The sequence below is a fragment of the Neolewinella lacunae genome (genome assembly GCF_014349155.1).
GTDB lineage: Bacteria > Bacteroidota > Bacteroidia > Chitinophagales > Saprospiraceae > Neolewinella > Neolewinella lacunae.
This window is the reverse complement of the sequence record NZ_JACSIT010000142.1, coordinates 30,635-43,737: the sequence shown is the minus strand read 5'-3', so window position 1 is coordinate 43,737 and position 13,103 is coordinate 30,635. Positions and strand designations below refer to the sequence as shown.

Here is a 13,103-nt window from a genome sequence, read left to right as displayed (position 1 = left end):
CCGGGAAAGATTTACCTTTGCGGGCCGCAAGAAAGCGAGTCTAAAATTTGTTAGCCATGGACGCTATTTCCTTTATCCACGAGCAGATCAGCAAAAAGCCCGAATTCCCGGCTTTTCGCGCCGGCGATACCATCATCGTCGACTATAAAATTGTTGAAGGCGATAAGTCCCGGATCCAGCAGTTCCGGGGTGACGTCATCCAGATCAAGGGTGAAGGTCTTACCAAAACCTTCACCGTTCGCAAAATTTCCAACAGCATTGGCGTAGAGCGGATCTTCCCAATGTCCTCCCCCAACATCGCTGGCATCTCCATCGTCAAGCACGGCAAGGTGCGTCGTAGCCGCCTGTTCTACCTCCGCGACCGCGTTGGCAAAAAGGCCCGCATCAAGGAGCGCCGCATTAACTAAAAGAAGGTCCCTGGATTTTCTTCCCAGAAGCCCAATTGCCCCCGCCCAGGCAGTTGGGCTTCTTACGTTGGCCTCGCGTGGCCGGGAAAACGAGCCTCCCGGAGTGTTTCTTTTGAAGCACCGTCCGTTTAAGCCAGTCGCCGCGCTCGGCTAAAGTTCCAGGCCCCCATGCCCACAAAAGTTACGGCTACCGCTGCCGCCAGGAAGCCCAGCGTAGGAATGCCCTCCCAGTGGCGGGTGGCGAGCGCAACGAAGGCCCAGACCACCACTGCGGCGTAGGCCGCATCCCGGAACACGTAGCTCGTGTAGCCGGCAATCAGCGCGGCAATGATGATCATAATAACCGTCCAGTTCACCGCCGCGAGGCCAAAGCCCTGCCAGTCGTAAAAAGCCAGCGCAGCCGAAACGTTCAGCACCGTGGCCAAGGTCACCCAGGCGAAATAGAGGCTGAATACCAGCCATTCCACCCAGTAATTATAGGGGGCACCCGCCGCCGCAATACGGCCCAGCAATTGATTGATGCGGAACAGCGAAAAGAGCATGAACACGATCACGAGGACCGTAAGCCACTGCCAATCGTAGGAAGCAAAGACCAACCAGACGCCGTTGGCCACCACGTTGGCCGCAAACCACTGCCGCAACGGAATCCAGGCGGGGTGCCCATCCCGCCGCTTGAAGAGCTGGAAGATGGGAAAGACGATCAGCCCCAGGTAGATCGGTCCCCAGATCGCAAAAGCGTAGGGGGGCGGAATGATGAGCGGATCAACGTCGTTGGAGGTACTGCCCACGGGGTTGGGGCCAAACCAGCCAGCGGAAGTAAGGCCATAGAGGGCCAGCATGATGAGCATGGCGCCGAGGGCAAGGTAACGGGAAGTGGAGTGTGACATGGGTGCGGGTTTGTGCCAGTGGCAGGTGGAGCGGTGTACCTGTTGGCATTCACCATTGCTAACCACCACCGTTGCCCGCATGTTCTATCGTGCCAGGGCGCGACCTTATTGGTTGCCCGACCAGTGCTGCCCCAGTCCGTAACCCGTGAAGACCACGGGCGTGGCGTGTTCCAGATCGGGCAGGCGGGGCGCTGCCGAAATGGTCAGGGCCACGTAGAGGGCGCTGTCGTCGTCGAGAACCAAAATGGTTTCCCCCGCAAAAACGACGGTTGCGTTGGTGATGTGGAGGGGAAAGAGATGGTCCAGTTCATCCGCCTTATCCCGCTGTAGAATGATGCGCAGCTCCTTACCATTGGCCACGAATGCTTCGAGTTCTTCCCGTTCGTTGATGCGCAGGGAAACGGGGGCGTGCTCCACGCGGATCCAGTCGCACATGGCGTGGTCAGCGTTGTATTCGTTAATGTAGTTGGTCAGGGCGGCGTGCGCTTCCTGCCCGCTTAAGGAAGGAGCTACGAAGCACAGGCAACAGAGGGAAAGGAATAAGAAACGCATGATGTAAGCTTTCAATCCGGACTAGTCCAATAGAAAACGTACGGTAGCGCTAAAAATTGTCGGCTCTTCCGGGCCTAGGTGTCCTGTAAGATCAGCTCCAGGCCTTTGCTGATGAGGGCATCAACGGTCTTGGCGGGCTGGCGGCTGAAGGTGCCGGCGGCGCGGTTGGCCAGGAGGGCGGAGAGGGAAACGGCACGGTGACCCAGGGCGGTAGCCAGTCCGTAAATACCGGCGGTTTCCATCTCGATGTTCGTCAGGCGCAGCTCCTCGTCTTGCCAGGTACGCAGCGCCTCCAGGAGGCGGGGAGAGAGGCCCGAGGCCAGGCGGATGCTGCGTCCCTGCGGAGCGTAAAAACCCGCCGCCGTGAGGGTCATGCCCGTAGGCAGTCCCGTCGCCGCGAAGGCCGGAGGCAGGTCTGGCCGGACGATCAAAACGGGCACGGGCAAGCGTACGCCTGCGTCTTCCAGGTGCTCGTACAGGCTGATGGCGGCCGGGTCAGGGCTGCCTTGGTGGAGATAAAACGGCAGCAAGCCATCCATCGCCAGGGCGGCTGTGGAGAGCAAAAAACTGTCGAGGGGCAAGTCGGGCTGGAAAGCCCCGCTGGTGCCCAGGCGGACGAACGTGAGGCGGGTAAGTTCGCTTTTGATCTCCCGCCGGGCCAGGTCTACGTTGAAAAGCGCGTCGAGTTCATTAAAGACGATGTCGACATTATCGGTGCCAATGCCCGTGGAAACGACGGTGAGGCGGCGGCCATCCAGCGTTCCCGTGTGGGTGACGAACTCCCGGGCCTCCACCCGCAGCTCCACCCGGTCAAAGCGGTCGGAAACGGCCCGCACCCGCTCGGGGTCGCCGACGGTAATGATGGTTTCGGCCACTTGGCCGGGGAGCAGGTCGAGGTGGTATAGGCTGCCGTTGGGGCGGAGGATGAGTTCGGAAGGGGCAAGCAAGGGGAATCGGTTTTGAGAAATGCTAAGGTAGGGCGGCTGCTCTGAACCACCCCGCCAGCCTACGATTCTGCGGAGCTCCGCACGCCCCAAAACCCTGGAGCCGGGCTACCGGTTTACAAGGGCCAAGCACACCACTTCTTGCCGTACTTTTTCCGTCGCCTCCAGCTCGTTTACCGCTTTGCACCGCTGCGCCGCCGTCGCCTGCGGGCGGCCTGGGCGGGTGGGCGGCGGCGGGAGTGGCTCTTTGCCCTCCTTGATCTGCTGGGCTTTTTCGACCTGTGGGAAGCCAGCACCAACACCCTGGGCTGGCGTATCCGCCCGCTGACGACGGGGGAAATTGCCCGGCTCCGTCCGTTTTTCGGGGATGCCGTTCCTTACGACCTGGTGCGCATTGACGAGCACGCCTGGGTGGGGCCGCGCTGGGGGAATTTTTGCTACGTCAGTTTTTTCACCATCAACAGTTGGGGCCCGATGGCGGATCCTACCCTGGTGCACGAGATGGTACACGTCTGGCAATACACTCACCGGGGTGCAGCGTACATCCCCCGGGCCTTGGCGGCGCAGCGTTCGGCCATGGGCTACAATTACGGTGGCCTGGAACCTTTGCGGCGGGCGGCAGGCCTGGAAAGTTTCAACTACGAACAGCAGGCCGACCTGATCGAAGACGCCTTCCGCCTGGCCAGCGGTTACCCCGCCCAGTGGGTGCCCGGGCGGGGGCCGGAGGTGCTGCCCTACTATTACCCCTTCCTGCGGGAGGTGCTGGCTGCCGCTCCACACCCTACCTTTGGGGGATGATCTCCGTTTGCCTGCCGGTTTACCGCTACGACGTTCGCCCACTGGTGGAAGCCCTGCTGCGCGAGGCCAACGCGTTAGCGGCGGGCATTGAATTGCTGGTGTACGACGATGCCAGCCCGGACGACGGCGACTGGGGCAAAGACATCCTCCGGGAAAATACCGCCCTCCGCTACCGGGAGCTGACCGAAAACCTCGGCCGCGCCGCCATTCGCAACCGTCTGGTACAGGACGCCAAAAACCCCTACGTTTTGCTGTTGGATGCCGACGCTGGCCTGCCGCCCCGCTTCCTGGCCAACTACCTGCAGAAAATCCACGCTGTACCACTTCATGACCAGGACCGTCTCGTTGTGGTAGGTGGCCGCCGCTACGCGCCCGGGCCGCCGCAGGATTTTCGCTTGCACCTGCACTGGTGGTACGGCACCCGGCGGGAAAGCCGCGTTGACCCGACCGACTGGCAAAATTTCCACTCCAACAATTTTCTGGCCAGCCGCGACCTGTTGCTGGCTTACCCTTTTCCGGAGGATTTCAGCGGCTACGGCCACGAAGACACCCTCTGGGGCCAGCAACTCCAACGCCACGGCCTGCCCCTGCTGGCGGTGCCCAACCCCGTCGTTCACCTGGGCCTGGAGCCAGCAGCGGTTTTTCTCAGCAAACAGCAGGAGGCCCTGGCCAACCTCCACCGCCTGCGCAACCAAACGCTGCATCCCGAAGGCCTCCGGGACTTTCGCCTGCGTACGCGCCTGACCGATTTCGCCGACCGCTACCCCCGCCTCACCCGCCTGCTGGCCCACTGCCCCGAAGCGGGGCTGCGGCACTACCTCACGCATACCACCCGGCCTGGCCTCTATGCCCTCGATCTGCTCAAACTCCGCTGGTGGCAACAACTCACCAGCCGGGAGCACGGCACGTAGCGGGCGCGGTCGCAGGTGCACGCTCGCGGACAAGGAGCGGGGGGACGCCCCAGCGCCAGCTCCCGCCGGAAACCGATACTCCCCGCCACAGCGTACCTTGCAGGCACTCAAGCCCCTCCTGCCGTATGCCCGCCCTGATTCTGTTCATCAAAAACCCCATTCCAGGCCAAACGAAGACCCGCCTGGCCGCCGAAGTAGGCAATGAAATGGCCCTGAAAATGTACCACGTTCTGACCGACTGGACGCGGCAGCAAGCCCTGGGCCTGGCCAACGCCGAACGCTACCTCTACTATTCCAGCGAAATCACCGTGGGCGACAAATGGCCCGAAACCGATTTTCACAAGCGCCTCCAGCACGGTCCTGGCCTGGGAGAACGCATGGAAAACGCCTTCGCAGAAGTCTTCGCCGCCGGCCACCACCGGGCCATCATCATCGGCAGCGATTGCCCCGGCATCACCACGGCCTACCTCGAAACGGCTTTCGCCGCCTTGCAAGACCACGACCTCGTCATCGGGCCAGCCCTGGACGGCGGCTATACCCTACTGGGCTTGCGGCAACCCGCTCCGGAATTGTTCAAAAACATGGCCTGGAGCACTACCGAGGTCTTACCCACCACCCTCGCCAGGGCCGCCGCCGCAGGCCTGAGCGTAAAACAGCTCCCCCCCCTTTCTGACGTGGATTACCTGGCCGATTGGCAACACTATGGTTGGCCGATGCCGGAGTAGGTTGGTTCATAGTTCATAGTTCATAGTTCATAGTTCATAGTTCATACGTTACCAGCAAACTACTACACCACTAAACTACAATACTACTGAACTACTGAACTACTGAACTACTGAACTACAATACTATTGAACTACTGAACTACTGAACTACAACACTACTGAACTACAGCACTAATCCCGCTTCACATCCCCATCCCTGCTCAGTAAAATGGCGACGCTGCGCGTAGCGGGGAACTGGGCGCAGACGATGATGATGGCCACCGTGATCGGCACGCTGAGCAACATCCCCACAATGCCCCAGAGAATGGACCAGAGGATGAGGGAAATCACGACTACGAGCGGACTGATGTTGAGAATATCCCCCATCAAACGGGGTTCAAGGATATTGCCTACCAGTACCTGAATGGCCGATACGCCAATGACGATGACCAGGAAAGGCGTCAGGGTGTCAAACTGCACAAGCGCTAATAAGCCGGGCAGGAGGGTTGCGGTGATGGACCCTACGGTCGGGATATAGTTAAACAAGAAAATGAGGAAGGCCCAGAAGATGGCGTAATCCACTCCAACGAAGAAAAAAACAATCCAGCTGAGCACCGCCGTGAGGATGCTGGTAAAAGTCTTTACCCCCAGGTAGGTGCGCATGGCGGTGTTGATCTCTTGCAACGTGTGGGAAAGGCGGTTGGATTCGCGGAGGTCGAGGCCCAATGCGCTCATCTTTTTGCCAAAAGCTTGCTGCTCAATGAGGAAAAACAGGGCATAGAGCAAGACCAGCAGCAGGCTTTTGGCGAAGTTCGTCAGTCCGTTTAGGAGCGCCGCCGAGTAAGTCCACAACTGTTCGTCGAGGCGAAGGCCATCAATCGTGGGCGGGATGCCGTCGGGGCGGAAGGTGGCGTAAACGCGGGCAATCTGGGCGTCGATCCGGGGGATGTACTTTTGGCTATCGACCACAAAACCCTGGATGGTAACCACGATGGTATCCCCCAGCGCCCAAAGGGCAAGGCCGATGAAGAGCAAAGACATGCCCAGGGTAAAGGCATTGGGCAGGTGCTTGCCGAAGAGGGGGATTTTCCGGAACTGGTCGTTGAGGGCATTGACTAGATACCAGACCACCAAGGCCATAAAGATGGGTACCAGAAAATTTTTGCCTACCACGATGAGGGTCAGCAACAAGCCAATGGTAATCAGCCAGGCGGCAACGTTAATGATTTTCATGGCGAGGTTCGGGGGGATAGAAACTTCAGTGGCCTGCGAAAAGGATGGCAGGCCTGGATAAAACCCGGACAATCCTTGCGGGCGCTACCGGGTAGGTAACCACGGCAATCGCAAAGAAATTGTCCGTTGGAAGGGGGACAGTAGTTGGATGCAGCGCCCGAATGGTCCACCGGGGAGGAAAGCAGCCGAATTTGCAATAGTTTTGGGTTTAAACGCACCGGGGGGGCGGGGTATCGAAACGCAAAAATGCCCCGAAGCGCTGCTTCGCTGGTGGCGGAACGGACTTGTCCTTTTGCCCACCAGAAAGGTATTGGGAAGATTGTGGCGGGCTGAAAAGGAGAAAGTAGTCCAAATCTTACCTTTCCCCTCCGCTGGGAGCTTGTCCCACTTGTCGGGCGGGCAAATTTTGTTATTTTTGCCCGCCTTTACCGGGCCCAGCGCCCTTCTCATCATCAACAAAATCAGGCACCAGCCATGAGTGGATCCAAAATAAGCATTGCGAACGGCAAACTTCAAGTTCCTAACGACCCCATCCTGCCCTTCATTGAAGGCGACGGTATTGGCCCCGACATCTGGGCGGCCGCCAGCCGGGTGCTCGAAGCAGCCGTTGCAAAGGCCTACAACGGAGAAAAATCCATCGTCTGGAAGGAAGTGCTGGCGGGGCAGAAGGCCATGGACACGACCGGAGAATGGCTCCCCCAGGCCACCCTCGACGCCATCGAGGAATACCTCGTGGCCATCAAAGGGCCCCTGACGACCCCCGTTGGCGGTGGTATCCGCTCCCTCAACGTCGCCCTGCGGCAGCAGCTCGACCTCTACGCCTGCGTACGCCCGGTGCAGTACTTCGATGGCGTCCCCAGCCCCGTGAAACACCCCGAGGAAGTGGACATGATCATCTTCCGGGAGAATACCGAGGACATCTACGCCGGCATTGAATTCGCCGAAGGTACCCCCGAAAATGCCGCCTTTCTGGACTGGCTCAAGGAGAATTACCCCGATCGCTACGCCAAAGTCCGCTTCCCCGAAACCACCGGCATCGGCATTAAGCCCGTTAGCCAGGAAGGTACCCACCGCCTGGTTCGTGCGGCCATCCAGTACGCCATTGATAACGACAAAGACAGCGTAACCATCGTACACAAGGGCAATATCATGAAGTACACCGAAGGCGCCTTCCGCGACTGGGGCTACGAGTGTGCGGCCCAGGAGTTTGGTGGAGAAGAGCTCGACGGCGGCCCCTGGCACGTCATCACCACCGAAGCGGGTAAGCAGATCATCGTTAAAGACGTCATCGCCGACGCCATGCTCCAGCAGATCATCCTCCGCCCGAAGGAGTACAGCGTCATTGCCACTCTGAACCTCAACGGCGACTACATCTCCGACGCCCTCGCCGCCCAGGTTGGTGGCATTGGCATCGCTCCCGGCGCCAACATCAACTACAGCACCGGGGTCTCCATCTTCGAGGCCACCCACGGCACCGCCCCCAAGTACGCCGGCCAGGATAAAGTGAACCCCAGCTCCGTCATCCTCTCCGGCGAAATGATGTTCCGCTACCTGGGCTGGACGAAAGCCGCCGACCTCATCATCAAAGGCCTCAACGGTGCCATCGCCAAAAAACGGGTCACCTACGATTTCGAACGCCTCATGGAAGGTGCCACCCTGCTGAAGTGCAGCGAATTTGGCGACGAAATCATCGCTAACATGTAATCCACTTGCCCCCGCAAGGAAAGTGCTGCCCGAACCTGAGCTGGTTTACAAGCAGTAATTAGAAGAGCTCCTGGCTGCGGCCGGGGGCTCTTTGCCGTTGGGCGGGGGGAGTAGTTCATAGTTCATAGTTCATTAGTAAACCACCGACTACTAGACTATGAACTACTAGACTATGAACTAGGATAATCCCCTACCCGGACGGCCAGCACGGATTCGGGCAATTCCCCCAGCCCCAGGAAGGCGGCGATTTTGCGAAGTTCCTCCGGCGCGCGTGCGTCACAAAGGGCTGCGTAATCGAGGAAGTAGGTGCGCTCGGGCAACAGGTGCTGCCGGGCCAGGGCCAGGTGCTGATGGTAGTTGTGGTGGAACAGGGCCTGGTCTTGGTCCGTTTGGATCATGTCCAGCTTGCGGGCGGAGGCGAGGCATTCCTCGTAGTCGCGCACCACGTACATTACTTTGGCGTCGGGGAGGAAGTGTTGCCAGAAGACGAGGCTTGCCGGATGCCATTCGGGAAACTTCACGCCCCACTCGCGGCGGCCGTACTCCTGGGCGGCGGCTGCGAAGCCAGCACAGAGGGCCTTTAGTGCCCCTGCGTGCAGGTCCAGGTACGTATCGGTGCGGGGCAGTAGATCGGGGATCCAGTGGTTGACGTCTCCCGCCACCACGCGTTCCAGGATCTGGTCGCGCCACTGCTGGTGGTGCGGAGCCATCTGTTGTTTGTACTGAAAGAGTTGCCCGGCCTGAGCCAGGTCATTGGCGGCCGTTTCGCCGAAGATGATGGCTTCGCCGGTGGCGGAGCAGAGGCGCTGGAGGAGCGTGGTGCCCGAGCGGCGGACGGGCGAGGAGATGAAAATGGGCATAGTGAAAGTGGTCGGGCTAAAAGACCATTAAGCCGGCAAGCTGCGCCGCACCAGTTCCAGTGTAGCCAGGCTCATCAGGAGTTGCTCTTCTTTGTCGTTGAGGTCTTTGGGGATAAACTCGAAAGCCCGTTGCCCCAGGGGGTCGGCCTTGGAAGCTTTCCCTGCCGTCAGGGAGCCCACCTCGCGGTTGCCGACGCTGATGGGCAGGTAGTTTTCCCGCGCCTGACCTGCAATCTGGGCCAGGGGTTTGCCCGTGCGCGCACCGAGTAAGACGCCCTTATCGATGGAGCCTACGGGCTGGTCGTCAATCTCCAGCGTGGTTTTGCCGTTTTCCGTCCAGTACACATAATCGTGTTCGGCGGTGCGGGCGTAGAGGAGTTCATTGACCTGTTTGCCGAGGTAGCGGCGGTAACTGTAGCTCACTACCGGTTCGTGGAAGATGGTGGTAAAGGTGCCCTTGGCCGAAGCACCCGCACCGGTTTTTACCACCTGCTTATCCTGAGCGAGGCTGAAAAGGTCCAGCTCTTCTTTGTTCAGGGGGACGAGCTCGGCCGTCCAGGTGTCCATCTCTTCTTTCAACTCCCGTACGGCGCGCGCCCGTTGCTTTTTGCCGGGCATGCGATTGGCCGACCAGGTGCGCAAAAGCAACATGACGGCAACCAATAATACGACGCTGAGAATAGTCAATGGAATCATAGCAGATGGAGGCGCTTGGATAATGGAGTACGCTTAAGCAGCGCTGCTGGTTCTTTAGTTGGTCGGTTTGCGGGCGGAGTTGGTCGCATTCCCGCAAAAAAAAGTGCCGGGGGAAGATCACGACGGACTTTGCCGTTCCGCTTCCCCCGGCACCTGCGACCGCGCCCGGTGCGCTATCGTCTACTCAAAGCCGATTTTTTTGAGGCCTTCGTGGCTGATGGCAATAGCCTCCATCGGGCTTTGGTCGAAGGTCATGTCTTGTTCCACCAGGTAGAATTCCATGCCCGACTGCTCTTTCTGGGCCAGGATGCGGCTGAAGTCGATGCTGCCAGTACCCACGGGGGCGAAGCGGCCTTCGGCGTCCATGTCCTTTACGTGCCAGGCTTTGAAACGGCCGGGAGCTTTGGCAAAGTAGTCGAGGGGGTCCGCACCGGCTTTTGCCACCCAGTAGAGGTCGAGCTGGAAGTTCAGTTCGTCGGGGTTGGAGTTTTCGATGAAGTAATCCATCGGCACCACGCCATTGGCGTCGGGCTTGAACTCAAAATCGTGGTTGTGGTAGAGGCACTTGAGGCCCGCCGCCGCCGTCTTTTTGGCGATCATGTTGATGTTGTTCATCACCGTTTCCATGTCCTGCTTCATGCTCAGGGTCCGCGTGGCGGGGTCGAAGGCGAAAGCGCCCATCGGGGGGACCGGGATGACGAGGTACTCGAAGCCGGCGGCCTTGACGTGGGCGATCGTGGAGTCAAGATTTTCCACGGTGATGCCGCTGTTGTGCGAGCTGATGGGTTTGAGGCCCACCTCGGCGAGGTAGTCGCGGAATTCCGTGGGGCTCATGCCGTAGAATTTGCCGTCCTGGTAGCCCGCAGATTCCACGTAGGCGTAGCCCAGGTCGGCCACTGCCTTGAGTACGCCGCGGGGGTCAGCCGCCAGGGTATCCCGCAGGGTGTAGAGGGCCAGGCCCCCGAAGGTAGTTGGAGTCATTGCCGTAGTGTCGGTTGCCGCCGTCGCGTCGGTGCCTTCTCCCGCGCCGCCGCCGCAGGCGAAGCAGGTCAGCAGGAGCAAAAGCGAAGGAAGAAGGATGGAAAAGCGAAAAGTCTTCATTAGTGAGTGTGTTTTTTTTGCGCAAACGCGGCAGCAAGGTACGGAGAGTCTTGTAGTTCATAGTTTAGTAGTTCAGTAGTATTGTAGTCGGTGGTTCACTAGTGAACTTTGAACTATGAACTATGAACTACAACTTCCTCCCGCCCACCACGCGGCCCGAGACGTCATTATCCCGCAGGCGTTTGAGGGGGATGAGGAGGCTGGCGTAGGCATCGCTGCTGTTGACGCGCCAGGTTTTGCCGGCGTAGGTGACCGTACCGCTGTTGCGGTTCCAGTCGCTGGCCAGCAGGGTGTAGCGGTCGCCGGCCTTGGGGTTGGGGCCGAAGACGAGGAAGTCTTCGTCGTTGCGTTCAAAACTGATGCCCATGCGCTGGGTCTTGGGGCTGAATACGAAAACGCCTGGGGTGTTGCGCTTAAACACCATCTGTTCCACTTCGCGGCCATCAACGATTTTGACCTGCCCGTTGCGGATTTCGGAGTTGCCGTTGCGCAGTTCGCGCGTCAGCACCAGGTCTTCGGAAAGGTAAAACTGGATTCTTTTCAGTTCGTCTTCGCTCCAGTTCTGGTCGTCGATCAGGCGCTGGGTGAGGGGACTAAGGCGGGGCCCACAGCTGGAAAAAAGCAGGAGAAGAAGGGCGAGAGCGGGGAGTAGTCGGATCATCGTTTGCTGGTTTGGTTTACAAAAGACGCGCATGCCTGGCCAGTGTTTAGTGCCCGCCCCGGTCTTTAATGGGAATTTAACGCTTGTTGTTAAAGATACGCAAGGGGCATATTGCGGTGCCGTATTTCTTGTGGGGCGCGGCCGCAGGTGCATGGCAAGTCTTTTTAAGCGCAAGGCCCCCGCCGGAGCAGGTGCTATCAGTGTCCCTGCTCGATTTTCAGTAGCATGAGCCGGGCGATTTGCTCGGCGCGGTCGATGGCCAGGGTAGCCCGTTCCCCGGCAAAGCTGGTGTGCACGCACTGCCGCCACAGCGCCAGCCAGCGTTCGAAGTGGACTGTAGTAAGCGGAGCCCTGGCGGCCAGCTCCAGGTGGATCAGCATAGGGTTGCCCCGGTACACGGGCTGGCCGAGGAGGACGGACTCCCAGAAATTGCCGATCACGGGCAGGTGGGTTTCCAGGTTCAGTGCGACGACCTCGGTAAAGAAATGGCCAATGCCAGCGTCGGCCATGGCCAGGGCGTAGAAGTCGGCCAACAGTTTATCGATGTCTTGGCGGGTGGTCAGGTCGGGCACGGGGAAGTAATTGAATGTGAGGTTGAGGCCTTGGCGATAATCACCACTAATTGGTCTCCAACGGATTTTGGAAGGCAGGAATGTAGTGCTGTAGTTCGGTAGTTTTGTAGTACTGTAGTTCGGTAGTACGGTATTGTCCACTACCCAACTACAAAACTACCGAACTCGAAAGGGGACTTACTTTGCGCTTTGGTCCACCCCCCGGCATCCTGCGGCCGCGCCCTATCCGGCTTCGAGAACGGCCCGGACGCTCCCTCTGAGCAGCAAACGGCGTTCGGCCTCGGCGTAGTCGATGCCCAGGCTCTCGACGATCATTTTGGTGCCGCGGTCCACGAGTTTGGCGTTGGAGAGCTGCATGTCCACCATCCGGTTGTCTTTGACGCGGCCGAGGCGGATCATGGTAGCGGTGGAGATCATGTTGAGGATCAGTTTCTGGGCGGTGCCGGACTTCATGCGCGTGCTGCCCGTGACGACTTCCGGGCCAACTACGGCGACGATGGGGTGGTCGGCGTGCTCCGTGACGGGTGCGCCGGGGTTGCAGGTGATGCAGGCGGTAAGGATGCCCCGTTCCCGCGCCGCGCGCAATCCGCCGATGACGTAGGGCGTGGTGCCCGATGCGGCGATGCCGATGAGGATGTCGCGGTCGTTAATGCCGTGGGCTTCCAGGTCCTGCCAACCCCGGTCGGTGGCGTCTTCAGCGGCTTCCACGGGATGGCGCAGGGCCCGGTCTCCACCCGCAATCAGGCCAACGACCCACCCGGGCGGCACCCCGAAGGTGGGCGGACACTCACTCGCGTCCAGCACGCCCAGCCGGCCACTCGTGCCCGCGCCCGTGTAAAAGATGCGCCCGCCGCGTTGCATCCGGGGGACAATATCTTCCACCAGCGCCGTCAGTGCCGGAATGCACCGCTCTACCGCCAACGCCACTTTCTGGTCCTCGCGGTTGATGTTCGTCAGGAGTTCTTCCGTAGTCTGCCGCTCCAGATGCCGGTAAGGGCCCGCTTGTTCCGTTATTTTTTGCATGGTGATGTGCTGGCTTTTACCCGGTAAAGTTAGTCGATAGTTCACTAGTC

General features: G+C 59.7%; 15 protein-coding genes. 5 read left to right on the top strand and 10 right to left on the bottom strand.

Features of this window, described 5'->3' with window-relative positions; genetic code table 11:
- The first annotated feature begins 56 nt into the window (after positions 1-56).
- Positions 57-407, top strand: a complete 351-nt coding sequence (gene rplS, locus H9S92_RS17445; protein WP_187467984.1) for a 50S ribosomal protein L19 — start codon at positions 57-59, stop codon at positions 405-407.
- A gap of 128 nt (positions 408-535) precedes the next feature.
- Here the strand turns inward: rplS and H9S92_RS17440 are convergent, their stop codons facing one another.
- The 3 genes from H9S92_RS17440 to H9S92_RS17430 form a co-directional block, all read right to left on the bottom strand.
- Positions 536-1,294, bottom strand: coding sequence for a hypothetical protein (locus H9S92_RS17440; protein WP_187467983.1), 759 nt, complete (start codon positions 1,292-1,294; stop codon positions 536-538).
- 105 nt (positions 1,295-1,399) lie between these two features.
- Complete coding sequence (locus tag H9S92_RS17435) at positions 1,400-1,846, bottom strand: hypothetical protein (RefSeq protein ID WP_187467982.1); 447 nt, start codon at positions 1,844-1,846, stop codon at positions 1,400-1,402.
- A gap of 74 nt (positions 1,847-1,920) precedes the next feature.
- On the bottom strand, positions 1,921-2,793 hold the full coding sequence (locus tag H9S92_RS17430; protein ID WP_187467981.1) for a nucleoside phosphorylase: 873 nt from the start codon (positions 2,791-2,793) through the stop codon (positions 1,921-1,923).
- Positions 2,794-2,931: 138 nt separating this feature from the next.
- Here H9S92_RS17430 and H9S92_RS17425 point away from each other — a divergent pair, with 138 nt between their 5' ends.
- The 3 genes from H9S92_RS17425 to H9S92_RS17415 all read left to right on the top strand — a co-directional run bounded on the left by H9S92_RS17425 (position 2,932) and on the right by H9S92_RS17415 (position 5,224).
- Entirely contained in the window at positions 2,932-3,588 is a 657-nt protein-coding gene (locus H9S92_RS17425; protein WP_187467980.1) for a hypothetical protein, read from the top strand.
- Positions 3,585-4,499 (top strand): glycosyltransferase family 2 protein, encoded by a 915-nt coding sequence (locus H9S92_RS17420; RefSeq protein WP_187467979.1) that lies wholly within the window; start codon positions 3,585-3,587, stop codon positions 4,497-4,499. Before H9S92_RS17425 ends, H9S92_RS17420 begins: the two co-directional genes overlap by 4 nt.
- Positions 4,500-4,624: 125 nt before the next feature.
- A complete protein-coding gene (locus tag H9S92_RS17415; RefSeq protein ID WP_187467978.1) occupies positions 4,625-5,224 on the top strand; it encodes a TIGR04282 family arsenosugar biosynthesis glycosyltransferase in 600 nt (199 codons plus the stop codon).
- Between the two features lie 171 nt (positions 5,225-5,395).
- Here the strand turns inward: H9S92_RS17415 and H9S92_RS17410 are convergent, their stop codons facing one another.
- Entirely contained in the window at positions 5,396-6,436 is a 1,041-nt protein-coding gene (locus H9S92_RS17410) for an AI-2E family transporter (RefSeq protein ID WP_187467977.1), read from the bottom strand.
- A gap of 474 nt (positions 6,437-6,910) precedes the next feature.
- Between H9S92_RS17410 and icd the strand changes: the two genes are divergently transcribed.
- Complete coding sequence (icd, locus tag H9S92_RS17405) at positions 6,911-8,140, top strand: NADP-dependent isocitrate dehydrogenase (RefSeq protein ID WP_187467976.1); 1,230 nt, start codon at positions 6,911-6,913, stop codon at positions 8,138-8,140.
- A 170-nt stretch (positions 8,141-8,310) separates the two neighbouring features.
- Here icd and H9S92_RS17400 read toward each other — a convergent pair whose 3' ends face one another.
- The 6 genes from H9S92_RS17400 to murQ form a co-directional block, all read right to left on the bottom strand.
- Positions 8,311-9,000, bottom strand: a complete 690-nt coding sequence (locus tag H9S92_RS17400; RefSeq protein ID WP_187467975.1) for a sulfotransferase — start codon at positions 8,998-9,000, stop codon at positions 8,311-8,313.
- A 27-nt stretch (positions 9,001-9,027) separates the two neighbouring features.
- Positions 9,028-9,696: a hypothetical protein gene (locus H9S92_RS17395; protein ID WP_187467974.1), complete on the bottom strand. Its 669-nt coding sequence runs from the start codon at positions 9,694-9,696 to the stop codon at positions 9,028-9,030.
- Between the two features lie 180 nt (positions 9,697-9,876).
- Positions 9,877-10,797: a sugar phosphate isomerase/epimerase family protein gene (locus H9S92_RS17390; protein ID WP_187467973.1), complete on the bottom strand. Its 921-nt coding sequence runs from the start codon at positions 10,795-10,797 to the stop codon at positions 9,877-9,879.
- Between the two features lie 127 nt (positions 10,798-10,924).
- Positions 10,925-11,458, bottom strand: coding sequence for a hypothetical protein (locus H9S92_RS17385; RefSeq protein ID WP_187467972.1), 534 nt, complete (start codon positions 11,456-11,458; stop codon positions 10,925-10,927).
- A 197-nt stretch (positions 11,459-11,655) separates the two neighbouring features.
- The gene (locus H9S92_RS17380; protein ID WP_187467971.1) at positions 11,656-12,030 is read right to left on the bottom strand and encodes a group III truncated hemoglobin; all 375 of its coding nucleotides are present in this window, start codon (positions 12,028-12,030) and stop codon (positions 11,656-11,658) included.
- 222 nt (positions 12,031-12,252) lie between these two features.
- Complete coding sequence (gene murQ, locus H9S92_RS17375; RefSeq protein ID WP_187468008.1) at positions 12,253-13,053, bottom strand: N-acetylmuramic acid 6-phosphate etherase; 801 nt, start codon at positions 13,051-13,053, stop codon at positions 12,253-12,255.
- Positions 13,054-13,103 lie beyond the last annotated feature (50 nt).

Bases quoted from the DNA above. Each gene is read 5' to 3' on its own strand.
- rplS (WP_187467984.1), top strand. From the start codon at position 57: ATGGACGCTATTTCCTTTATCCACGAGCAGATCAGCAAAAAGCCCGAA.
- H9S92_RS17440 (WP_187467983.1), bottom strand. From the start codon at position 1,294: ATGTCACACTCCACTTCCCGTTACCTTGCCCTCGGCGCCATGCTCATC.
- H9S92_RS17435 (WP_187467982.1), bottom strand. From the start codon at position 1,846: ATGCGTTTCTTATTCCTTTCCCTCTGTTGCCTGTGCTTCGTAGCTCCT.
- H9S92_RS17420 (WP_187467979.1), top strand. From the start codon at position 3,585: ATGATCTCCGTTTGCCTGCCGGTTTACCGCTACGACGTTCGCCCACTG.
- H9S92_RS17415 (WP_187467978.1), top strand. From the start codon at position 4,625: ATGCCCGCCCTGATTCTGTTCATCAAAAACCCCATTCCAGGCCAAACG.
- H9S92_RS17410 (WP_187467977.1), bottom strand. From the start codon at position 6,436: ATGAAAATCATTAACGTTGCCGCCTGGCTGATTACCATTGGCTTGTTG.
- icd (WP_187467976.1), top strand. From the start codon at position 6,911: ATGAGTGGATCCAAAATAAGCATTGCGAACGGCAAACTTCAAGTTCCT.
- H9S92_RS17400 (WP_187467975.1), bottom strand. From the start codon at position 9,000: ATGCCCATTTTCATCTCCTCGCCCGTCCGCCGCTCGGGCACCACGCTC.
- H9S92_RS17395 (WP_187467974.1), bottom strand. From the start codon at position 9,696: ATGATTCCATTGACTATTCTCAGCGTCGTATTATTGGTTGCCGTCATG.
- H9S92_RS17390 (WP_187467973.1), bottom strand. From the start codon at position 10,797: ATGAAGACTTTTCGCTTTTCCATCCTTCTTCCTTCGCTTTTGCTCCTG.
- H9S92_RS17385 (WP_187467972.1), bottom strand. From the start codon at position 11,458: ATGATCCGACTACTCCCCGCTCTCGCCCTTCTTCTCCTGCTTTTTTCC.
- murQ (WP_187468008.1), bottom strand. From the start codon at position 13,053: ATGCAAAAAATAACGGAACAAGCGGGCCCTTACCGGCATCTGGAGCGG.